This is a genomic window from Methylotenera sp., from assembly GCF_036401095.1.
GTDB lineage: Bacteria > Pseudomonadota > Gammaproteobacteria > Burkholderiales > Methylophilaceae > Methylotenera.
Window position 1 is genome coordinate 62,130 of record NZ_DASWWA010000005.1, and the last position, 18,256, is coordinate 80,385.

Sequence of the window (18,256 nt, forward strand, 5' to 3'; positions counted from 1 at the left end):
GGTCTTTAAATGACAGATGTGCAACGCGATGTAATGAATTATGATGTTTTAATTGTAGGGGCTGGGCCAGCGGGCTTAGCTGCAGCGATTAAACTTAAACAGCTAGCGAATGCGGCTGGGCAGGAACTCAGTGTATGTGTGCTGGAAAAAGCGGCAGAAGTTGGCGCGCATATTTTATCGGGCGCGGTGATAGATCCTATTGCATTGGATGAACTGATTCCGGATTGGCGTGAAAAAGGTGCGCCAGTGCATACCAGTGTCAATGAAGATGAGTTTTTGCTATTGGGGCAAACTAAATCGTGGTCGATTCCACATTGGCTAATGCCGCCTCTGATGAGTAATCAAGGCAATTATATTGTGAGCTTGGGTGATGTTAGTCGCTGGCTGGGCGAGCAGGCAGATGCTTTGGGTGTGGAAATCTATGCAGGCTTTTCGGCGCAGGCAATGCTCTACGACGAGCAGCAGCAAGTGGTAGGCGTGATTACCGGTGATATGGGCCGTGATGCGCATGGCGCAGAAACCGCGCAGTTTACGCAGGGCATTGAGATCAGAGCGCAATATACTTTGGTAGCAGAGGGTACGCGTGGCTCGCTCACGCGTGAGCTGGAAAGTAAGTATGCGCTACGTCAACAGTCTTCACCGCAGAAATATGGTTTGGGTCTCAAAGAGCTGTGGCGCGTGCCAGCAGCCCAGCATCGTGCCGGTTTAGTGCAGCATAGCATCGGCTGGCCGTTAAGTGCTGACACCGGTGGCGGCTCTTTTATCTACCATTATGGCGAGCAGTTGGTGTCTATCGGCTTTGTGGTGCATCTGGACTACGCCAATCCGCATCTTTCCCCATTTGAAGAGTTTCAGCGCTTTAAAACACATCCAACGATTAAAGCTTTACTGAAAGATGGCGAGCGTTTAAGTTATGGTGCACGTGCGATTAGTGAAGGTGGCGTACAAGCATGGCCAGAGTTTATTTTCCCCGGTGGTGCGCTGATTGGCTGCAGTGCTGGCATGGTCAATGTGCCGCGCATCAAAGGTAGTCATAATGCAATGAAATCGGGCATGTTGGCGGCGGAAGCTGTATTTAATGCTGTAACCCAGGCCGATAAACAAGATAGCCGCTTGCTAGAGGCGTATCCGCAGGCACTCAAAAACTCATGGGTTTGGAATGATTTAGATGCAGTGCGTAATGTAAAACCACTGTTGTCGAGATTTGGCAGCTGGGGTGGTACTTTGTTGGGAGGTATTGAGATGTGGCTGCATGCGCTACATGTTCGCTTGCCGTGGACACTGAAACATCAGAAAGCAGACCATGAATGTACCAAGCCAGCTTCTGAAATGCCGCTTATCCATTATGCAAAACACGATGGTGTGTATAGCTTTGATCGTCTAAGTTCAATCGGCTTGAGTAATCTTGCACATGATGCAAATCAGCCTTGCCATTTGACGCTGTTAGACAAGAACGTACCAATCAGTGTTAATTTAGCTAGATATGATGCGCCTGAGCAGCGCTATTGCCCGGCGGGAGTGTATGAAATAGTGAAGACGAAAGACGCTAGTTATTTACATATTAATGCGCAAAATTGCATACACTGCAAAACATGCGATATTAAAGACCCTACACAAAATATCGTTTGGGTACCGCCTGAGGGTGGCAGTGGCCCAACTTATATGGGTATGTAACAGCGCTGGTTTTGCTCCAGTAAGTGCCAGTGTAGTGATCTGACTGTTTTGGTAAAGTAAATTGAACGATAAAAAACCTCAACCTAAATCAAGGTTGAGGTTTTTTTATAGCGTGATGCTAATGCTAGACTAGTTTAATCAAGCTAAATCAAAACGATCCAGGTTCATTACTTTAGTCCATGCCCGTACAAAATCACGCAAGAAAGTGGCTTGCGCATCGCTGGCCGCATAAACTTCAGCAATTGCCCGCAGTTGTGAGTTAGAGCCAAACACTAAATCTACTACCGTGCCAGTCCATTTAAGTGTGTTGCTGGTACGGTCGTAGCCTTCAAGCACATGTTTGGCGCTCGCAGATTTCTGCCATCTTGTGTTCATGTCCAGCAGGTTCACAAAGAAGTCGTTAGTTAAGGCTTCTGGGCGTTGTGTGAACACACCATGTTTAGATTTGCCATGGTTTGCATTCAACGCACGTAAGCCACCAATCAATACGGTCATTTCCGGTGCGGTTAAAGTGAGCAATTGCGCTTTATCTAACAGTAGTTCTGCCGGATTACCCTCAACACTGTTTTTTGTATAGTTACGGAAACCATCGGCAATTGGCTCCAGCACGGCAAATGATTCAACATCCGTTTGCTCTTGGCTCGCATCTGTACGTCCCGGTGTGAAAGGCACGAGCAGTGTATGCCCTGCATTTTTGGCGGCAACTTCAATTGCGGCACTGCCAGCCAGCACAATCAGGTCGGCAATTGAAATCTGCTTGCCGCTGCGCTGTGTGGAGTTGAACTCCTGCTGTATGGCCTCTAGTTTCTGCAGTACCGCAGATAACTCTGCTGGCTGGTTGGCTTCCCAGTATTTTTGTGGCGATAGGCGAATGCGTGCGCCATTGGCGCCGCCACGCTTGTCCGAGCCGCGGAATGTCGATGCCGACGCCCATGCTGTGCTAACCAGTTGTGAGATAGAGAGGCCAGACGCCAATACTTTTGTTTTCAAGATGGCAATATCCTGTGCATCTACCAATGCGTGGCTCACTGCAGGAACCGGATCCTGCCAAATCAGCGTTTCTTTAGGTACTAAAGGGCCAAGATAGCGCGTTATAGGGCCCATGTCACGGTGAGTGAGTTTGAACCAAGCCCTCGCAAACGCATCTGCAAATGCTTCTGGATTAGCAAAAAAGTGTCTAGATATTTTCTCGTACGTTGGATCCATTCTCATGGCCATGTCCGCAGTGGTCATGATAGGTGCATGGCGCTTGGATGGGTCATGTGCATCTGGTACGGTGTTTAATGCAGACGCTTCTTTTGGTGTCCACTGGTGCGCACCGGCAGGGCTCTTGGTGAGTTGCCACTCATAGCCGAACAAGTTCTCAAAATAATTGTTATCCCATTGGGTTGGATTGTTAGTCCATGCACCTTCGATGCCACTGGTGATAGTGTGTACACCTTTGCCACTGCCAAAGCTGTTTTGCCAGCCAAAGCCTTGTGCCTCAATCTCTGCTGCTTCTGGCTCGGCGCCAACATGGCTGGCATCGCCTGCACCATGACATTTACCAAAGGTATGGCCGCCAGCAACCAGTGCTACGGTTTCTTCGTCGTTCATTGCCATACGTGCAAATGTTTCTCGAATATCGCGGGCGGAGGCAAGTGGGTCTGGGTTGCCGTTCGGGCCTTCCGGGTTCACATAAATCAAGCCCATCTGCACTGCGCCTAAGGGGTTATCCAACTCACGATCCCCGTGATAGCGCTTATCACCCAGCCATGTAGTCTCAGGGCCCCAGTAGATATCTTGTTCTGGCTCCCAGATGTCTTTACGTCCGCCGGCAAAACCAAAGGTCTTCAGTCCCATGGAGTCTAGCGCAACATTCCCCGCTAGTATCATTAAATCTGCCCAAGAGATTTTATGTCCGTACTTTTGCTTAATTGGCCAAAGCAAACGACGTGCCTTATCAAGGTTGCCATTATCGGGCCAGCTATTGAGCGGTGCAAAGCGTTGTGAGCCTGAACCTGCGCCACCACGGCCATCGTAAATGCGGTAAGTGCCAGCACCATGCCACGCCATGCGTACAAAAAATGGGCCATAATGACCATAGTCAGCAGGCCACCATTCTTGCGAGTCTGTCATTAATGTATGCAAATCTTTGATAACCGCATCAAGGTCTAGGTTGTTGAACGCTGCGGCATAATCGTAATCTTGACCCATGGGGTCTGATTTAGAGGAGTGTTGGTGCAGGATGTTGAGGTTTAGTTGTTCTGGCCACCAGGTTGCATTGGCAACGCCCGCAGATGCTGTAGGTTTGGATGCGCCTCCAGAGAATGGGCATTTTGATTCGGCTGTCATTGTGTTCTCCTGTTATTGTTTAGAGTGTGATCGACCTGTTTCAATATCCGTGCTGAACATCAAGCACGAATATTCTAAGCTTTTACACCGCAGTGTAAAAGCGGTGTGCAGGCCGCACGTATAGTTTGCTATTGGCTAAATGCGTATTGTGCAAACATCTCAATAAAAATTTCTTGTAACTCATATAAATAATTTTTCATTTTTTTCTCCATTGATGTTGCCATCTCGTTAATTTGGAAAAGCAATGTTGAGTAGCAAGTGATGCCAGTGTATAGAGCTAACATTGATTTGTATAATTGAATGTTTTAATTTTATTGATATGCTATGCTTATCGATAATGCATAATCAGGGTGCTGTAAATGACGCTAAGTGAATTACGTTTTGTAGTGGCAGTAGCAAAAGAGCGCAACTTTAGGCGGGCTGCCGAAAAGTGTTACGTTAGCCAGCCCGCGCTCAGTTTGGCAATTAAAAAACTGGAAGAAGATTTAGGCGTGCAAATTTTTGAACGCAGCCGTACTGACATTAACCCCACACCTATTGGTGAAAAAATTATCGAGCAGGCTATTAAAGCGATAGAAGAAGTGAACTATATTCGCGAGATAGCCCTGCAAGGTAATAACCAGCTGGGTGGCGTATTCCGGCTGGGTTTAATCTACTCGGTGGGGCCTTACCTGCTGCCTGAGCTTATTCCTATCTTGCGGCAAAATGCACCTGACATGCCCTTGGATATTGAAGAAAACCTCACTGTTCAATTGGAAGCACAGCTCAAGAATGGCGTGATTGACGCAGCGGTTGTGGCCCTACCGTTTGAGGTGGCGGGTATCAATACATTGCCACTATACGACGAGCAATATCTGGTGATGGTGCCAGTAAATCACGCTTGGGCAGACCGTGCATCCGTGAGCGCAGATGAACTGGCCGATGAGAATGTCCTACTGTTAAATAGTGGCCACTGTTACAGTCATCAGGTGTTGCAGGCTTGCCCTGATTTGTCACGCAAAGGGCAAGTATTGCAGGGTAACTCCTTAGAAACCATACGCAATATGGTGGCGTCCAATCTGGGTATTACCGTACTGCCATGCAGTGCGGCAACCGACCGTTATTTAAACCCATTGGTGAGGGTGATTCCATTCTCAGCCCCCGTGCCTGTACGCCGGGTGGCGATAGCATGGCGTAAAAGTTATGCCAGAGATTTAGCGGTGATGTGTGTGGCGGATGCGATTCAGGCAATTCGTTCAGATTGCCTGCAAATGATTAACTGAGCGAATCTTTAGTTACCCTTAAACTAGTACGTGACGAACAGACGGTAGCCAGCAACGTTTACGTCCTGCGTGGTGATGGCAAGCTTCACCTTGATTTCATTGCCAGCACTGAAGCCCGCAGCAATGTCTGTATGCGGCGGTAAATATTCTGCAGGTTTAAATACACGCCTTAATACTGCACTGTCGTCAGTATTTGTTAGGGTTAGCTCTAGGTTAGGGTAAGCCTGCACAAAGCCAGCCTTGTTAAATAGGCTGCTGCTAAGGTGCATTACTCCTGTGTGTTCTAGGTCTTCCTGCATATCCGAATCGTCAATCACAATCCACTCAATCTGCTTAGGTAGTTCTATGCTGCATTTTAAATGCTGGCATGCTTGCACTAGCTGCGGTTTGAGATTGGGGTAATAGATAGCAATGGAGTTGCGTAAGAAATAGGTGCTTTGCGCTACAACGCTTAGCAACAAGACAAACGTACCTAGCGTCCAAAGCCAGCGCAGACCATTACTTTTTTTGCCATCACGTTTGGTGTGTTTGGCTAGCTCATTAAAATCGTTAGAGTGATGATGAGAAAAGTTTAGTGTGGCCGAGTCGTGAGGTGGGTGTTCCGCTATGCTGCTTGGGTCATGTGGTAATTCAGCAAGTGCGCCGGTATGCACTGTGGCGTGTTCGTCAGTTGGTGCAGTGTGAGTCTCAGCAGATGCTGCTACGCTTGATTGTACGGCCGCTGGCACCATAGGCTCGGGCTCAGTTTCTGCGCCATGTGTACTTGGTGCTGCTTCTTCAAAACTTAGATCAATTGTTGGCCAGTTGGATGGTGCAGTGCCATTGGTTGTTTTGTCAGTAGCTGCTGGCGTAGCATTGGGTGCTATGAGTGCAGAGCTTTCTGGGGTAGGAGTGCTGGTGGGGACAAATTGTTCTTTGGCATTGAACACGTGCAGGCATTGCCCGCAACGCACTAAGCCACCATGCTGCTTGAGCTGATCTTCACTAACAAAGAATTGAGTTTGGCAATTTGGGCAATGGGTTATGTCGCGCATTTTTTCGTGCCTGTGAGCAACACCCAAGCATCCATGTGCTGTGGTGCGCCCATATCAAACCATTCAGCATAAATGGCAGAAACAGCGGCTTCTTGTTCACGTAAAATCCCAGAAAGCGCAATCTTGCCGCCAGCCTTGCATGATTTTGCCAACGCAGGTGCTAGTACGCTTAAGGCACTGGATAAAATGTTGGCAACTACAATATCAAACTCTTTAGATTGATATTGATTCGCATCGTAGAACTTTGCCTCAACCTGATTCTGTTCAGCGTTATATAGGCTAGATTGTATAGCTTGAGTATCAATATCGGTACCCACCACCTCATCTGCACCTAGCTTCTTGGCGGCGATGGCTAAAATTCCTGAGCCGCAGCCGTAGTCCAGCACTGAGCTGCCTACTTTAACTGTTTTTGTTAGCCAGGCCAAGCATAAGTGAGTAGTGGGGTGGCTGCCGGTACCAAAAGCTAAGCCTGGGTCTAATACAATATTGATTGCATCTGGGTTAGGTGACTCATGCCAAGTTGGCACAATCCACAGTGTGTCTGTGATTTTAATCGGGTCAAATTGCGATTGTGTGGCACGCACCCAGTCCTGCTCTTCTATGGTTTCTGTCGTGTAGTTCAGATTGCTGAGTTTGGCCTGGTGCGTTAATGCATCAATGACGGCAGGGATGTCTACACCTTCATCAAACAAAGCGCTGACTAAGTTTTGCTGCCAGATGCCTGGTGGCGGGTCACCTGGCTCGCCAAAAATGGGTTGTTCATCAATGGTTTCAGCATTGGCGTCTTCAATAATAGCTGATAGCGCGCCTAGCTCCATGAGCGTATCGCTAATTAAATCAGCATTATTGTCCTGTGCTTCAATTTTTAATGATACCCACGCCATACTCAACCTATCTAATACTTAACCTATTTAAACTACTATATGCAAATACGCGTATACCGCATGCGCGGTAACGCGTATTTTTCAGTGTTGCTACAGAAATAACAATTACTTGTTATAAATGCCTAGCTTTTGCTCTAGGTAGTGGATGCTTGTACCACCTAAATGAAACGCTGCATCTGCCATTAAATCGGCATGTAATGCAATGTTGGTGCTAATGCCTTCAATCATCATTTCAGATAGTGCAATGCGCATACGAGCAATCGCTTGTTCGCGCGTATCACCGTAAGTAATTAACTTACCAATCATAGAGTCGTAATGCGGTGGCACGGTGTAGCCTGAATATGCGTGCGTATCGATACGCACACCTGGACCGCCTGGCATGTGGAACTTAGTGATTTTCCCTGGAGAAGGTACAAAGTTGTAAGGATCTTCTGCATTTAGACGGCACTCAATCGCATGGCCGCGTAATTGAATATCTTTTTGACGGAATTTCAATTTTTCGCCAGCCGCTACAAAAATTTGTTGCTGCACTAAGTCGATACCGGTGATCATTTCAGTCACAGTATGTTCTACCTGCAAACGTGTGTTCATTTCGATGAAATAGAACTCGCCGTTTTCGTACAGGAACTCGAAAGTACCCGCGCCGCGGTATTTGATCTTGCGGCAGGCTTCAGCACAGCGCTCACCAATTTTGTCTCGTAAGCGCGCATTAAGTAGCGGTGCAGGTGCTTCTTCCAGAATTTTTTGGTGGCGGCGTTGCATAGAGCAATCGCGCTCACCTAGGAATACCGCATTGCCGTGTTGGTCAGCTAATACCTGAATCTCGATATGACGTGGTTTTTCCAGGTATTTTTCCATGTAAACCATTGGGTTGCTAAAGGCTGCCTGTGCTTCCGCTTTAGTCATATTCACTGAAGTCAGTAACGCTGCTTCGGTATGCACTACGCGCATGCCACGACCACCGCCTCCACCAGCTGCTTTAATAATGACTGGGTAGCCAATTTGTTTAGCAATCTTGATGATTTCGCTAGGGTCATCCGGCAGTGCGCCTTCTGAGCCTGGTACGCAAGGTACGCCAGCTTTACGCATTGCATCTTTAGCTGATACTTTGTCGCCCATTAAGCGGATGGTTTCAGCGCGCGGGCCAATAAACACAAAGCCGCTTTGTTCTACGCGTTCTGCAAAGTCCGCGTTTTCTGATAAGAAACCATAACCAGGGTGGATCGCCTGTGCATCAGTCACTTCGGCAGCACTAATCACCGCAGGGACATTTAAGTAGCTTTGACCAGAAGGGGCAGGGCCGATACAAACTGATTCGTCCGCTAATTTTACATATTTAGCTTCACGGTCAGCTTCGGAGTGCACGGCTACCGTTCTGATGCCTAGTTCGCGACATGCGCGCTGTACGCGCAACGCGATTTCGCCGCGATTGGCGATTAAAATTTTGTCAAACATTGCCATGAAAGTGAAATCCTAGTATTTAGGTCTTAGGTAAGACCTAATTAATTAAGCAGTAATTGAATTAAGTTAACAGCAATTAGCCGATGATAAACAGTGGCTCACCGTATTCAATGGCTTGGCCGTTATCAACCAAGATTTTTTTGATAACGCCAGCTTTGTCTGCTTCAATCTCGTTTAATAGCTTCATCGCTTCGATAATGCATAGTGTGTCGCCCACTGCCACGGTGTCGCCAACCTCAACAAACGCTTTAGCATCTGGTGATGGTGAGCGGTAGAAAGTACCTACCATTGGTGATTTAACCGCATGGCCTTCTTCTACTGCTGGTGCAGCTTCAATCGCTACCGCGGGTGCTGCTTGTGGTGCAGGTGCTTGTTGCTGTGGAATATAGTGTGCGTAATTTTGTGCCGGCATGTTGGCCGTGAAATTACGGCTGATGCGTACTTTTTCGCCGTCTTCTGTCAGTTCTAGTTCAGAAATGCCTGACTCTTCTACCAGATCAATAAGCTTTTTAAGTTTACGTAAATCCATGATTACCCCTAACTAATTCGATATAAATTATTATTTTAAGAATGATTGATTTTTTCAATAGCGAAAGCCAGTGCAAGTTCATAACCTTTTGCACCTAGCCCGCTAATAATGCCTACAGCGATGTCTGTAAAATATGAATGGTGACGAAATGCTTCTCGTGCAAACACATTTGACAAGTGTACTTCTATAAATGGAACCTTAACCGCACTCAATGCATCACGCATTGCAACTGACGTGTGTGTGAATGCCGCCGGGTTGATGATGACAAAATCTACGCTTTTAGTGGCAATAGACTGAATTTTATCGACAAGATCTGCTTCGGCATTGCTTTGGAAGCTCTCTAATGTGATGTTAGCTAATTTTGCTTTGTTTGTTAGGGTCTGGTTGATGCTATCGAGTGTAGCACTCCCGTAATGTTGTGGTTCACGCAGACCCAATAGGTTTAGGTTAGGCCCATGTAATACCAAAATACTCTTAGCAACCATGACGATTCACCTGTTTTAAACAATTTATGCATAAATTACTATAATTCATAAACGCGAGTTTGCCGAAGTTAATGGGTTTTGTCCAGCAACTTTAGAGAATTTAAGCGAATTTGCCCAAGTTGATTTCGGGTATTCTCTATGCTAAGTGAGTAGCTTAATTTCGGCGAAAATGTATAGATTGCACTGATAACTAGTGTGCTGGCGCCAACACTAAAGGCTTGATGGCGGCTTCGATAATGGCTTTGGTAATGCGTCCAAAGTGAGTGCTGATAATTTTACCATCAGCATCAATAATCACCGTGTAGGGCAGAACGCCTTTGTCATTGCCTAGTTGTTCGCCTAGCAAACTGCCTGCCGTTTCAGAAGCAAAAATAGGGTAGTTCACAGGGGTGGCCTTTAAATACTCTGCAACTAGTGCAGGATCATCCAGCGCAATGCCTAGTACCACCACGTTTTTATCTTGGTAAGATTGCTGCAGCGCAATCAACTCAGGCATTTCATCTCGACATGGTGGACACCATGTCGCCCAAAAATTAACGATGATAATTTTGTGCTGATATTGCCCAAGGTTCTGCAATTTTCCGGATGTGTCCGGCAGGTTAGCCGCATATAGGGTTGCGCTGTCAGGTTTGTTGCTAGTTTCTGCAAGGTAGCGCAAAGCGATTGCCATGCTTAATGCCAAGCAGAAGGCTAGGGCGGTAAAGAAAAATGCTTTCAGTATGCTTTTTAGCATTCGATAGTTTCTGGCAGACAGCTGCCGCGCTGATTCAGAATTTGCAGAAACGTATCCGCATTTTTATAACCAACCACTTTTAAATGGCTTTCTTCTTCCGCCTTAGCATTAAAGAACACGATGCCGGGCGGGCCAAAGATATTGAATTTTTGCATTAAGGCTTTATCGTCCTCGGTATTGTTGGTGACATCGGCCTGTAATAATACGGTGTCTTTTAAGGCAGCTTGGACGCGCGCGTCACTAAAAGTAAACTGCTCTAGCTCTTTACATGCCACACACCAGTCCGCATAAAAATCGAGCATCACCGGTTTGCCGGATGCATTGTTGAGCGCGCTTTCTAGCTCGGCAATGCTTTTAATCGGCTGAAAGCTCAGGTTGTGATGCACTTGCTCTTTGGCGTTGCTGGCAACGAGCCCGCTTAGCGGCTGTAACGGTGATTTTGCATTAGAGAGTGCGCCGATGAGCAGTGCTAAACCGGTGACTACCATCATCACGCCTATGCCTTTCCAGAACTTAAGTGCGGCTTTGGCTCCGGTGGGTAGGCTATCAAGCGCATGCATAAAAATGGCAGGCACGATTAATATTGCTGCCCATAGCGCCAGTTGCACTTGCATAGGAATAATCGGGGCAATCAGCCAGATTGCAACGCCTAGCATCAGCACGCCAAATAAGTTGCGCACTGCGTTCATCCAGCTACCAACTTTAGGTAGCAGGGTGCCGGCCGATGCGCCTATCAGTAGCAGCGGTGCTCCCATGCCAACGGATAGTGAGAACAGCGCTACGCCACCCAGCAACACGTCATTGGTTTTACTGATATAAAGTAATGCGCCTGCTAGCGGGGCAGCCACGCATGGGCTGATAATCAGTGCTGAAAGTACACCCATGAGAAAATCACTGAAGAAACGCCCGCCCTTAATACGGCGGCTTAAGCTCATCAGGCCGTTTTCCATGCTGCTGGGTAGCTTGAGTTCGTAAAAACCAAACATGGAAAGTGCTAGCAATACAAATATGAATGCGCCAAACCCTAATGCCCACGGTGTTTGTAATGCGCTACTGAGCATTTGTCCGGAAAGGCCTGCGGCAATGCCGGCAAGGGTATAAGTGAGGCACATGCCCAAGGTGTAAGCCAGCGATAAATTAAACGCATGCAGGCGCGTAACATGTGCATTTTTACCGATGATGATAGAAGATAGGATAGGAATCATCGGAAATACACATGGCGTGAATGCAAGCAGCAACCCTGCTGTAAAGAAGCCGAGAATAATCAGCCACCATTTTCCACTTTTAAGCAGATTAGCTGCCTGACTGTCGCTATCAGAGGCGTTGTCGTTGCTGGCTGTGGTTGTATTGTCTGCTGAAGGCGCTGTGCTGGTAGTGCTTGCGCCAGGGGTGATGGTGAAAGTTTTGTGTTGCGGGGCATAGCACAGGCCTTTTTCGCTACAGCCCTGGTAGGTGATTTTAAGGTTAAGTGGTGCGCTGATTGGGTCTTTTATCAATAAGCTGGCGGTAAAATCCTGATGGTAGACCTCCATTTTGCCAAAGTTGGGGTCATTCTTAATATCAGCTTTAGGTAATGTCGTGTCGAACGTTTGCGCAGGCGTGAACTCAAATTTAGTGCGTGTTTTATAAAGATAATAAGTCGGGGCAACGGTAAAGTTTGCAAGGATGCTTTGCCCATCTTGTTTAATGCTTAGGCCAAAGGCAGCATCTGGAGATAAAAATTCATCTTCTGCAGAGTCTCCCGTAAATAAGCTTTTCAGCCCGCTACTGGTGTTGCCTGCATGGCTAATAGACGCTGAAAGTACAAAAAAGCTAAGCAACAAAAAATACGAGAATCTTTTAAACATTTTATTCCTTACGCAGATAATTGCGTGGTTACCCATTGTAAATATTCAGGTAAGCCACCATCTACGTTGATAGAGATTATTTCAGGAAGTTCATAAGGGTGTGCTTTTATAATAGCGTCTTGCAGAGCATGATACTGTAATTGGGTGGTTTTAATAAGCAAGGGTATTTCATTTTCGTGTGTTAGCTTGCCCTCCCACATATAGGTGGATTGGCATGGACTTAATATATTGACACACGCGGCTAGCTTTTGCGTTACCAGTGTTTCCGCGATTAGATTAGCAGTGGCTGCATCCGGCACGTTTGTGAGCACGAGTAAAATATTTTCTGGGTTCGACATTATTATGGGTTCGAAATTATTTAGGATAGCAAATATGCGTTTATTGATAGGTTTGATTTTACTCGCTTTTCCAGTCGCTGAGATATGGCTGTTGATCGAGCTGGGGCAACAATATGGGTGGTGGTTGCTGGTTTATCTGGTGGGGATTGCCTTGTTAGGTTTACGATTAATTCAAGACGAGAAAACACTATTTACTGGGCGTGTGCTACAAACCTTAAGTGCCGGCAATCATCCGGTGAAGGCGATTTTTGGCAGTGCGCGCAATATTATTGCAGGCGTGTTGTTAATATTGCCAGGTGTAATTACTGATATGATTGCAGTAATTTTACTGCTAGTGCCGATTAAAACTAGCCAAACAGCCAATACGCAGTCACCCTATCAAGCAGGCCAAGCGGCGAATGATGACGTTATCGAAGGCGAGTTCCGCCGCGAAGACTGAATTAAACATACTTAAAAAATACATCAATAGAAACATACGACATGACATATCAAATTACTATTCAGCCAAGTGGGCACAGCTATCAGGCAAAAGCTTATGAGACGGTTCTTGAGTCAGCGATAGAAGCTGGTTTTAATATTCCATATGGTTGCCGCAATGGCGCCTGTGGTAGCTGTAAAGGCAAGGTGTTAAGTGGTGAGGTAGATCATGGCGATTATGCCAGTAGTGCCTTGACGGATGCGGATAGAGCTGCAGGTAAAGCATTGTTCTGTTGCGCCCGTCCACTAACGGATTTGACAATAGAGTGCCGAGAAATTAACTCAGGGGTGATTCCGCCACGTATTTTGCCTACGCGTGTAGAGCGCAAAGAGCAGCTGTCGCATGATGTCATGGCTTTGTTTTTAAAGCTGCCAAGCAGCGAGCGCTTGCAGTTCATGGCGGGGCAGTATGTTGAATTTTTGCTGAAAGACGGTAAGCGCCGCGCTTTTTCATTGGCAAATGCGCCGCATGCGGATAACTTATTAGAGATACATTTGCGTTTAATTCCGGGCGGACAGTTTACTGAGTATGTGTTTAATGAGATGCCGGATAAAGCGATTTTGCGTATAGAAGCACCGTTTGGTAGTTTTTACTACAGAAGTGATTCAGAAAAGCCGATGGTGATGGTGGCTGGCGGTACCGGCTTTGCGCCAATCAAGGCGATTATCGAGCACATGATACACAATGATATTAAGCGCAAAGTGACTTTGTATTGGGGTGCACGCGCGTTGGAAGATTTGTATATGCCAGCGCTGCCGCAAGCATGGGCTGAGGCTTACGCCAATATTGAATTTATCCCGGTATTATCGGATGCGTTAGCAGAAGATAATTGGCAAGGTCGTACAGGCTTGGTACATCAAGCAGTGCTGGACGACTTTAGCGATTTGAGCGGTGTTGAGGTTTATTGCTGCGGCGCACCAGGTATGGTGGAGGTAGCGCACGCTAGTTTTGCACAAGCAGGTTTGCCTGAAGGTGCCTTCTACTCAGATGCGTTTAATTACGCGAAACCTGTACCTAGCGCTACGACTGTTTAGTGTAAGTGTATTAGCGCTCGTAGCTTCTTAAGAAGGTTGCGAGCGTTTATTTTTTTCTGCAGTAAGCTTTTGGATCAGCGTTTCAAGATCCGAATTTTGAATCAACTCCTGCGCTAGTTTTGCCGAAGCCTCTGCGGTTTCAAAGTCGCCTGCTGCTAGCGCATGCATTCCTTCTAGTAAGGCTGTATTGCCTGCTTTTAAGCGTAGTGACTCCCTTTTACTTTTCCGTATTCCCGGTAAGTGCCGGAGAAATCTTAAAAATCTCAAGCAGTGATGTAAGCCAAAAACGCTGAGTACAAATACTAACAAAAAGAAGTTAAACGAGATTTGGATGCGATACGGCGAGCGTATGATCAGCACATAGCCTTGATTGTTGCTGGCTAGCCATACAATCAGCATGATGGCGAACAATGTTGCCGCCCACCAGAAGAATCTGTTTTTAAGCATGGCAGGTTTACTCGTTTTTCTCTAGCATGAGTTTGTAGCTGTTAACAGCGGCTAAGCTGTCACTCAATTGCGGTAGCTCTAGGCTGATATTGTTGCTGGATAGCTTATTCAATAGTACCAGTGCCTTGATTGTATCCGGGTGTTTGGTATCAAAGTATTGATTAAGCCAGGTTTTAACCATGCCAAGATCAGCTTTATATGTGCTTTCATCATGTTGCAACAAGGCAATACGTGCAGTAAGTAGACGCAGTTTTACATTTTCGCGCAGGTATAAGGCGTGCTCTGGCGACAAAAGTGGTGGTTCAGGCTTATCAATGCGCTCTACGGTGACTAGGTTTTTAATATCATCCCAAATTGCCCACCAGAATTGTTGCACACCATGCAGTGGTTGAGCAGGTGCCAGATTTTTACTCGCATTCATGTTAAGGGTAGGCTGGCGTTCGCTAATCAGCGGGATGGTGTTGCATAGCTCTGTCAGATAAGTGAGCTGCGCGCTGAGGGCGATCATATCGATTTGCGGCAAGTCACGTAAGGTTTCAATTTCTAGCTGCAGGGTTTCGCGTAGCTGCACCGCTCTTGGTAAGTCTAGCGGTTCTAGTCTGTGGTCTGCCGCTTCCAGTGCTAGTAATGCGGATTTCACATTGCTGGCAAGTTGCAATTGTTGTTTAGCAATAGTTAACAGTTGCTCAACTTCAGCAACGGCAGTTGCCTCACGGTTTTCTGCGAGTTGTGTATATAGGGTTTGGAGCGCCTCTTGCTGGTCGCGCGACTCAGCTAGTTTTTGTTCTAAAATGATGGTGCGCGCATTGGCTTGTGTGCTGCGCTCTTCTGCTTGTTTTGCTAGCGCCAGACTTTGCTGATTTAGTGCCTGATATGTTTCTAGCTTGATACTGAGTGATTTTTCAATCTCGTTGAAGCGGTGGCGCGTGTTAAGCCATTGCCAAGCCAATGTCAAAATGGCAATGATGACCAACACCATGGTGCCAACTGCAAACATGGACGGTCGTTGTCTATCTACAAATGGTGTGTCCGTTGTATTAGTCATGATGTTTTACAAGTTGTGATAGGCATTGCAGCATCGCTTCATCCCCCGGTGCACTGGCGACCAGTACTTTTAAACCTAACTGTCTAGGCTGCTCTGCGATTCTCTCATGATTTACACATAATGTAACATGAGTTAACCATTCTGCATGTTGCGCCATCTGCAGCAAATAGCGCATGGCCTCGCTGCTGGTAACAATCACAGCATCTAGTTTATTTTGTCGCCATTGAGCTGCTAGCAAGTCTGCATTCTGCTGTGGATTTATACGCTTATAACTTTCTGCGAAATAGACGGCTGCGCCCCTGGTTTTTAGCGTCTCTGCCATCAGTTCTCGGCCACCCACGCCGCGAAATATCGCGATGGTTTTTGCTGACACATCTTGCAACTCTGGCAAGGCAAGCAGGGTTTCACTATCAAAGCGGGTGTGCGGTACTAGTACTTGGTGTGCGCCATACTGTGCCAGTGCTTTTGCTGTCTGGTGGCCGATAGCGGCAAACTTTAAGTGTTCAGGAATCTTGCCAAATTTTTTGATTAAATGCGGCATGGCGTAATCAACAGCATTAGAGCTGATGAAAATTGCCCAATCCGTGGTGTTGATGCGGTTTAGCTGTTGCTCAAACGCTTGGTAGTCGTCCAGTGCGGCAATCGCCAACAAGGGGAAAGAAATTGCGGTGCCGCCGTGCTGGGCAATCGCAAGGTTCAGGCTTGCTGACTGGTCTAGCGGTCGGGTGACCGCAATATGCAAATTGCTCAATAGATGGTCGGTACGCATGGGTAAGCCGGTCTAATGTGGTTGCCTGAGGTGATTATTCTAGTGTGATTACAAAGCAGCGAGAATCTTGTCTGCACCTTTGGCGACGAGTTGATTAGCTAGCTCCTTGCCTAGTGCTTCAGCGTTGGCTCTGCTACCTACTGCTGTTTCCACCAGCATTTGTTTGCCATCTACACTCGCCACAAAGCCAGTAATGCGTATGCTATCTGCCTCGCATACTGCGTAAGCGCCAAGCGGCACGGTGCAGCTACCAGCAAGCGTGCGGCTCATGCCGCGCTCAGCTTCTACACATACTTGTGTATCTGAGTGGTTAAGCGGGGCGAGGGTAGTGATTAAATCTGGACGGTCGGCGCTGATTTCTATGCCTAACGCACCTTGGCCTACCGCGGGAATGCTGTGTTCAGGTGCGATGAACTGGCGAATTCTGCTACCTAGCTCTAGTCGAATTAAGCCCGCAGCCGCCAGAATAATAGCTGCATACTGACCTTCATCCAGTTTGCGCAAGCGGGTTTGCAGGTTGCCGCGCAGGGATTCAATTTTAAGGTGCGGGAAGCGTGCCTGTAGCTGGCTTTGGCGGCGCAGGCTAGATGTGCCAACGATGCTGTTAGCCGGCAGGTCTTCCAGTGATGCGTAGTCGTTAGATACAAAGGCATCGCGCGGGTCTTCACGCTCACCGGTTGCCGCTAATATAAAGCCTTCTGGCAGGTTCATCGGCACATCTTTCATGCTGTGGACTGCCAAATCCGCGCGGCCATCGGCCAGTGCGGTTTCTAGTTCTTTTACAAACAACCCCTTACCACCCACCTTGGCTAATGGCGTATCCAAAATTTGGTCACCAGTGGTGGTCATCCCCAGAATAGTGACTTCTGTTTCAGGATAGAGTGCTTGCAGCCGGCTTTGAATATGGCGCGCCTGCCACATGGCGAGTGCGCTTTCGCGTGAAGCAATCACTAGTTTTTTAGGAGGTGTGTGTAGGTTTGAGTTTTGCATTTGCTAATTTTAACACAGCACTTGCAGGCAAGCATTAGGCGGCGAAAGTTTCCGTTTCGTGTTTAAATGGCGTTAGCTTATGAGGTAAGCTTATGACTTAGTTAAACTTAAAACGAAATGGAAAGTACACTTTTAACAGCGTTAAGGAGGTAAAAATGCAATATCAATTTGAAGTTTTCATTGAATCTCTCAACCAGTTCTGGTTACAGCTCGTGCAATTTGTACCTAAATTATTAGCCGTAGTGGTGATTCTGTTTTTTGGCTGGATCGTTGCAAAGTTGGTGCGACTGGTAGTGAAGCGTTTGTTGGTGCTGATGCAGTTTGATCGATTTGCACAGCGCTCTGGTCTTGAGGCTTTTATGAACAGTGGCAATATGCATGTCACCATGAGCGGCATTATTAGCCAGGTAGTGTATTGGCTGGTGATTATTTTATTTATTACCACTGGTGCCAGTATGCTGGGGCTCAGCGAAGTGGCTAGTTTGTTGCAGCAGCTGGCAGGTTACCTACCACGCATTATCCTGGCGATTTTAGTGATTATTTTTGGTACGTTACTAGCGCGCTTTGTGAATAAGTTAGTGTTTGCCTGGCTGCATAGCATTAAGTTCTTTGCAGCGCTCACTGTAAGCACCTCAGCAGAATATGGTATTCAAATCCTTGCGATATTTGTGGCGTTAGAACAGTTAGGCATCGGCATGCAACTGATACATTCACTATTTGTGATTGTGTTTGGGGCAATTTTCCTGGCCTTGGCTCTGGCGTTTGGTTTAGGCGGTAAAGATTGGGCGGCTAAAACCATTGCAGAACTGGATGCCAATAGGCTTAAGAATAAGTAAGTTTTGGCGCATGTGGCTAGTGCCGCATGCGTGTTCCCTTTGTTCCGTAGATAAGGTTTTGGTATCAGAGCTACCC

At 47.0% G+C, this 18,256-nt stretch carries 18 protein-coding genes; 5 read left to right on the top strand and 13 right to left on the bottom strand.

What is annotated here, in order from left to right:
* The first annotated feature begins 9 nt into the window (after positions 1-9).
* Positions 10-1,674 (top strand): electron transfer flavoprotein-ubiquinone oxidoreductase, encoded by a 1,665-nt coding sequence (locus tag VGD82_RS05280; protein ID WP_331019406.1) that lies wholly within the window; start codon positions 10-12, stop codon positions 1,672-1,674.
* A 138-nt stretch (positions 1,675-1,812) separates the two neighbouring features.
* On the opposite strand, the gene katG is transcribed toward VGD82_RS05280, so the two are convergent.
* Complete coding sequence (gene katG / locus VGD82_RS05285; RefSeq protein ID WP_331019407.1) at positions 1,813-4,008, bottom strand: catalase/peroxidase HPI; 2,196 nt, start codon at positions 4,006-4,008, stop codon at positions 1,813-1,815.
* Between the two features lie 359 nt (positions 4,009-4,367).
* On the opposite strand from katG, the gene VGD82_RS05290 reads away from it, so the two are divergent.
* On the top strand, positions 4,368-5,270 hold the full coding sequence (locus VGD82_RS05290; protein WP_331019408.1) for a hydrogen peroxide-inducible genes activator: 903 nt from the start codon (positions 4,368-4,370) through the stop codon (positions 5,268-5,270).
* Positions 5,271-5,293: 23 nt separating this feature from the next.
* Here the strand turns inward: VGD82_RS05290 and VGD82_RS05295 are convergent, their stop codons facing one another.
* The 8 genes from VGD82_RS05295 to cutA all read right to left on the bottom strand — a co-directional run bounded on the left by VGD82_RS05295 (position 5,294) and on the right by cutA (position 12,581).
* The gene (locus VGD82_RS05295; protein ID WP_331019409.1) at positions 5,294-6,304 is read right to left on the bottom strand and encodes a DUF3426 domain-containing protein; all 1,011 of its coding nucleotides are present in this window, start codon (positions 6,302-6,304) and stop codon (positions 5,294-5,296) included.
* A complete protein-coding gene (prmA, locus tag VGD82_RS05300) occupies positions 6,292-7,188 on the bottom strand; it encodes a 50S ribosomal protein L11 methyltransferase (RefSeq protein WP_331019410.1) in 897 nt (298 codons plus the stop codon). Before prmA ends, VGD82_RS05295 begins: the two co-directional genes overlap by 13 nt.
* A gap of 105 nt (positions 7,189-7,293) precedes the next feature.
* On the bottom strand, positions 7,294-8,643 hold the full coding sequence (gene accC, locus VGD82_RS05305; protein WP_135276901.1) for an acetyl-CoA carboxylase biotin carboxylase subunit: 1,350 nt from the start codon (positions 8,641-8,643) through the stop codon (positions 7,294-7,296).
* An 82-nt stretch (positions 8,644-8,725) separates the two neighbouring features.
* On the bottom strand, positions 8,726-9,178 hold the full coding sequence (accB, locus tag VGD82_RS05310) for an acetyl-CoA carboxylase biotin carboxyl carrier protein (RefSeq protein ID WP_331019411.1): 453 nt from the start codon (positions 9,176-9,178) through the stop codon (positions 8,726-8,728).
* A gap of 35 nt (positions 9,179-9,213) precedes the next feature.
* Positions 9,214-9,663: a type II 3-dehydroquinate dehydratase gene (gene aroQ / locus VGD82_RS05315; RefSeq protein WP_331019412.1), complete on the bottom strand. Its 450-nt coding sequence runs from the start codon at positions 9,661-9,663 to the stop codon at positions 9,214-9,216.
* A gap of 190 nt (positions 9,664-9,853) precedes the next feature.
* On the bottom strand, positions 9,854-10,396 hold the full coding sequence (locus tag VGD82_RS05320) for a TlpA disulfide reductase family protein (RefSeq protein ID WP_331019413.1): 543 nt from the start codon (positions 10,394-10,396) through the stop codon (positions 9,854-9,856).
* Positions 10,390-12,243: a protein-disulfide reductase DsbD gene (dsbD, locus tag VGD82_RS05325; RefSeq protein WP_331019414.1), complete on the bottom strand. Its 1,854-nt coding sequence runs from the start codon at positions 12,241-12,243 to the stop codon at positions 10,390-10,392. Before dsbD ends, VGD82_RS05320 begins: the two co-directional genes overlap by 7 nt.
* 8 nt (positions 12,244-12,251) lie before the next feature.
* The gene (cutA, locus tag VGD82_RS05330; protein WP_331019415.1) at positions 12,252-12,581 is read right to left on the bottom strand and encodes a divalent-cation tolerance protein CutA; all 330 of its coding nucleotides are present in this window, start codon (positions 12,579-12,581) and stop codon (positions 12,252-12,254) included.
* A gap of 34 nt (positions 12,582-12,615) precedes the next feature.
* Here cutA and VGD82_RS05335 point away from each other — a divergent pair, with 34 nt between their 5' ends.
* Positions 12,616-13,020, top strand: a complete 405-nt coding sequence (locus VGD82_RS05335; RefSeq protein WP_331019416.1) for an FxsA family protein — start codon at positions 12,616-12,618, stop codon at positions 13,018-13,020.
* 41 nt (positions 13,021-13,061) lie between these two features.
* On the top strand, positions 13,062-14,093 hold the full coding sequence (locus VGD82_RS05340) for a CDP-6-deoxy-delta-3,4-glucoseen reductase (RefSeq protein ID WP_331019417.1): 1,032 nt from the start codon (positions 13,062-13,064) through the stop codon (positions 14,091-14,093).
* A 27-nt stretch (positions 14,094-14,120) separates the two neighbouring features.
* Here the strand turns inward: VGD82_RS05340 and VGD82_RS05345 are convergent, their stop codons facing one another.
* Genes VGD82_RS05345 through hemC form a run of 4 tightly spaced genes read right to left on the bottom strand, consistent with a single transcriptional unit; the run spans position 14,121 to position 17,344 of the window.
* Positions 14,121-14,540 (bottom strand): heme biosynthesis HemY N-terminal domain-containing protein, encoded by a 420-nt coding sequence (locus tag VGD82_RS05345; protein ID WP_331019418.1) that lies wholly within the window; start codon positions 14,538-14,540, stop codon positions 14,121-14,123.
* Positions 14,541-14,547: 7 nt separating this feature from the next.
* A complete protein-coding gene (locus VGD82_RS05350; RefSeq protein WP_331019419.1) occupies positions 14,548-15,585 on the bottom strand; it encodes a uroporphyrinogen-III C-methyltransferase in 1,038 nt (345 codons plus the stop codon).
* Positions 15,578-16,354 (bottom strand): uroporphyrinogen-III synthase, encoded by a 777-nt coding sequence (locus VGD82_RS05355; protein WP_331019420.1) that lies wholly within the window; start codon positions 16,352-16,354, stop codon positions 15,578-15,580. Before VGD82_RS05355 ends, VGD82_RS05350 begins: the two co-directional genes overlap by 8 nt.
* A 48-nt stretch (positions 16,355-16,402) precedes the next feature.
* On the bottom strand, positions 16,403-17,344 hold the full coding sequence (gene hemC / locus VGD82_RS05360) for a hydroxymethylbilane synthase (RefSeq protein WP_331019421.1): 942 nt from the start codon (positions 17,342-17,344) through the stop codon (positions 16,403-16,405).
* Between the two features lie 155 nt (positions 17,345-17,499).
* Between hemC and VGD82_RS05365 the strand changes: the two genes are divergently transcribed.
* The gene (locus VGD82_RS05365; RefSeq protein ID WP_331019422.1) at positions 17,500-18,180 is read left to right on the top strand and encodes a mechanosensitive ion channel family protein; all 681 of its coding nucleotides are present in this window, start codon (positions 17,500-17,502) and stop codon (positions 18,178-18,180) included.
* Positions 18,181-18,256 lie beyond the last annotated feature (76 nt).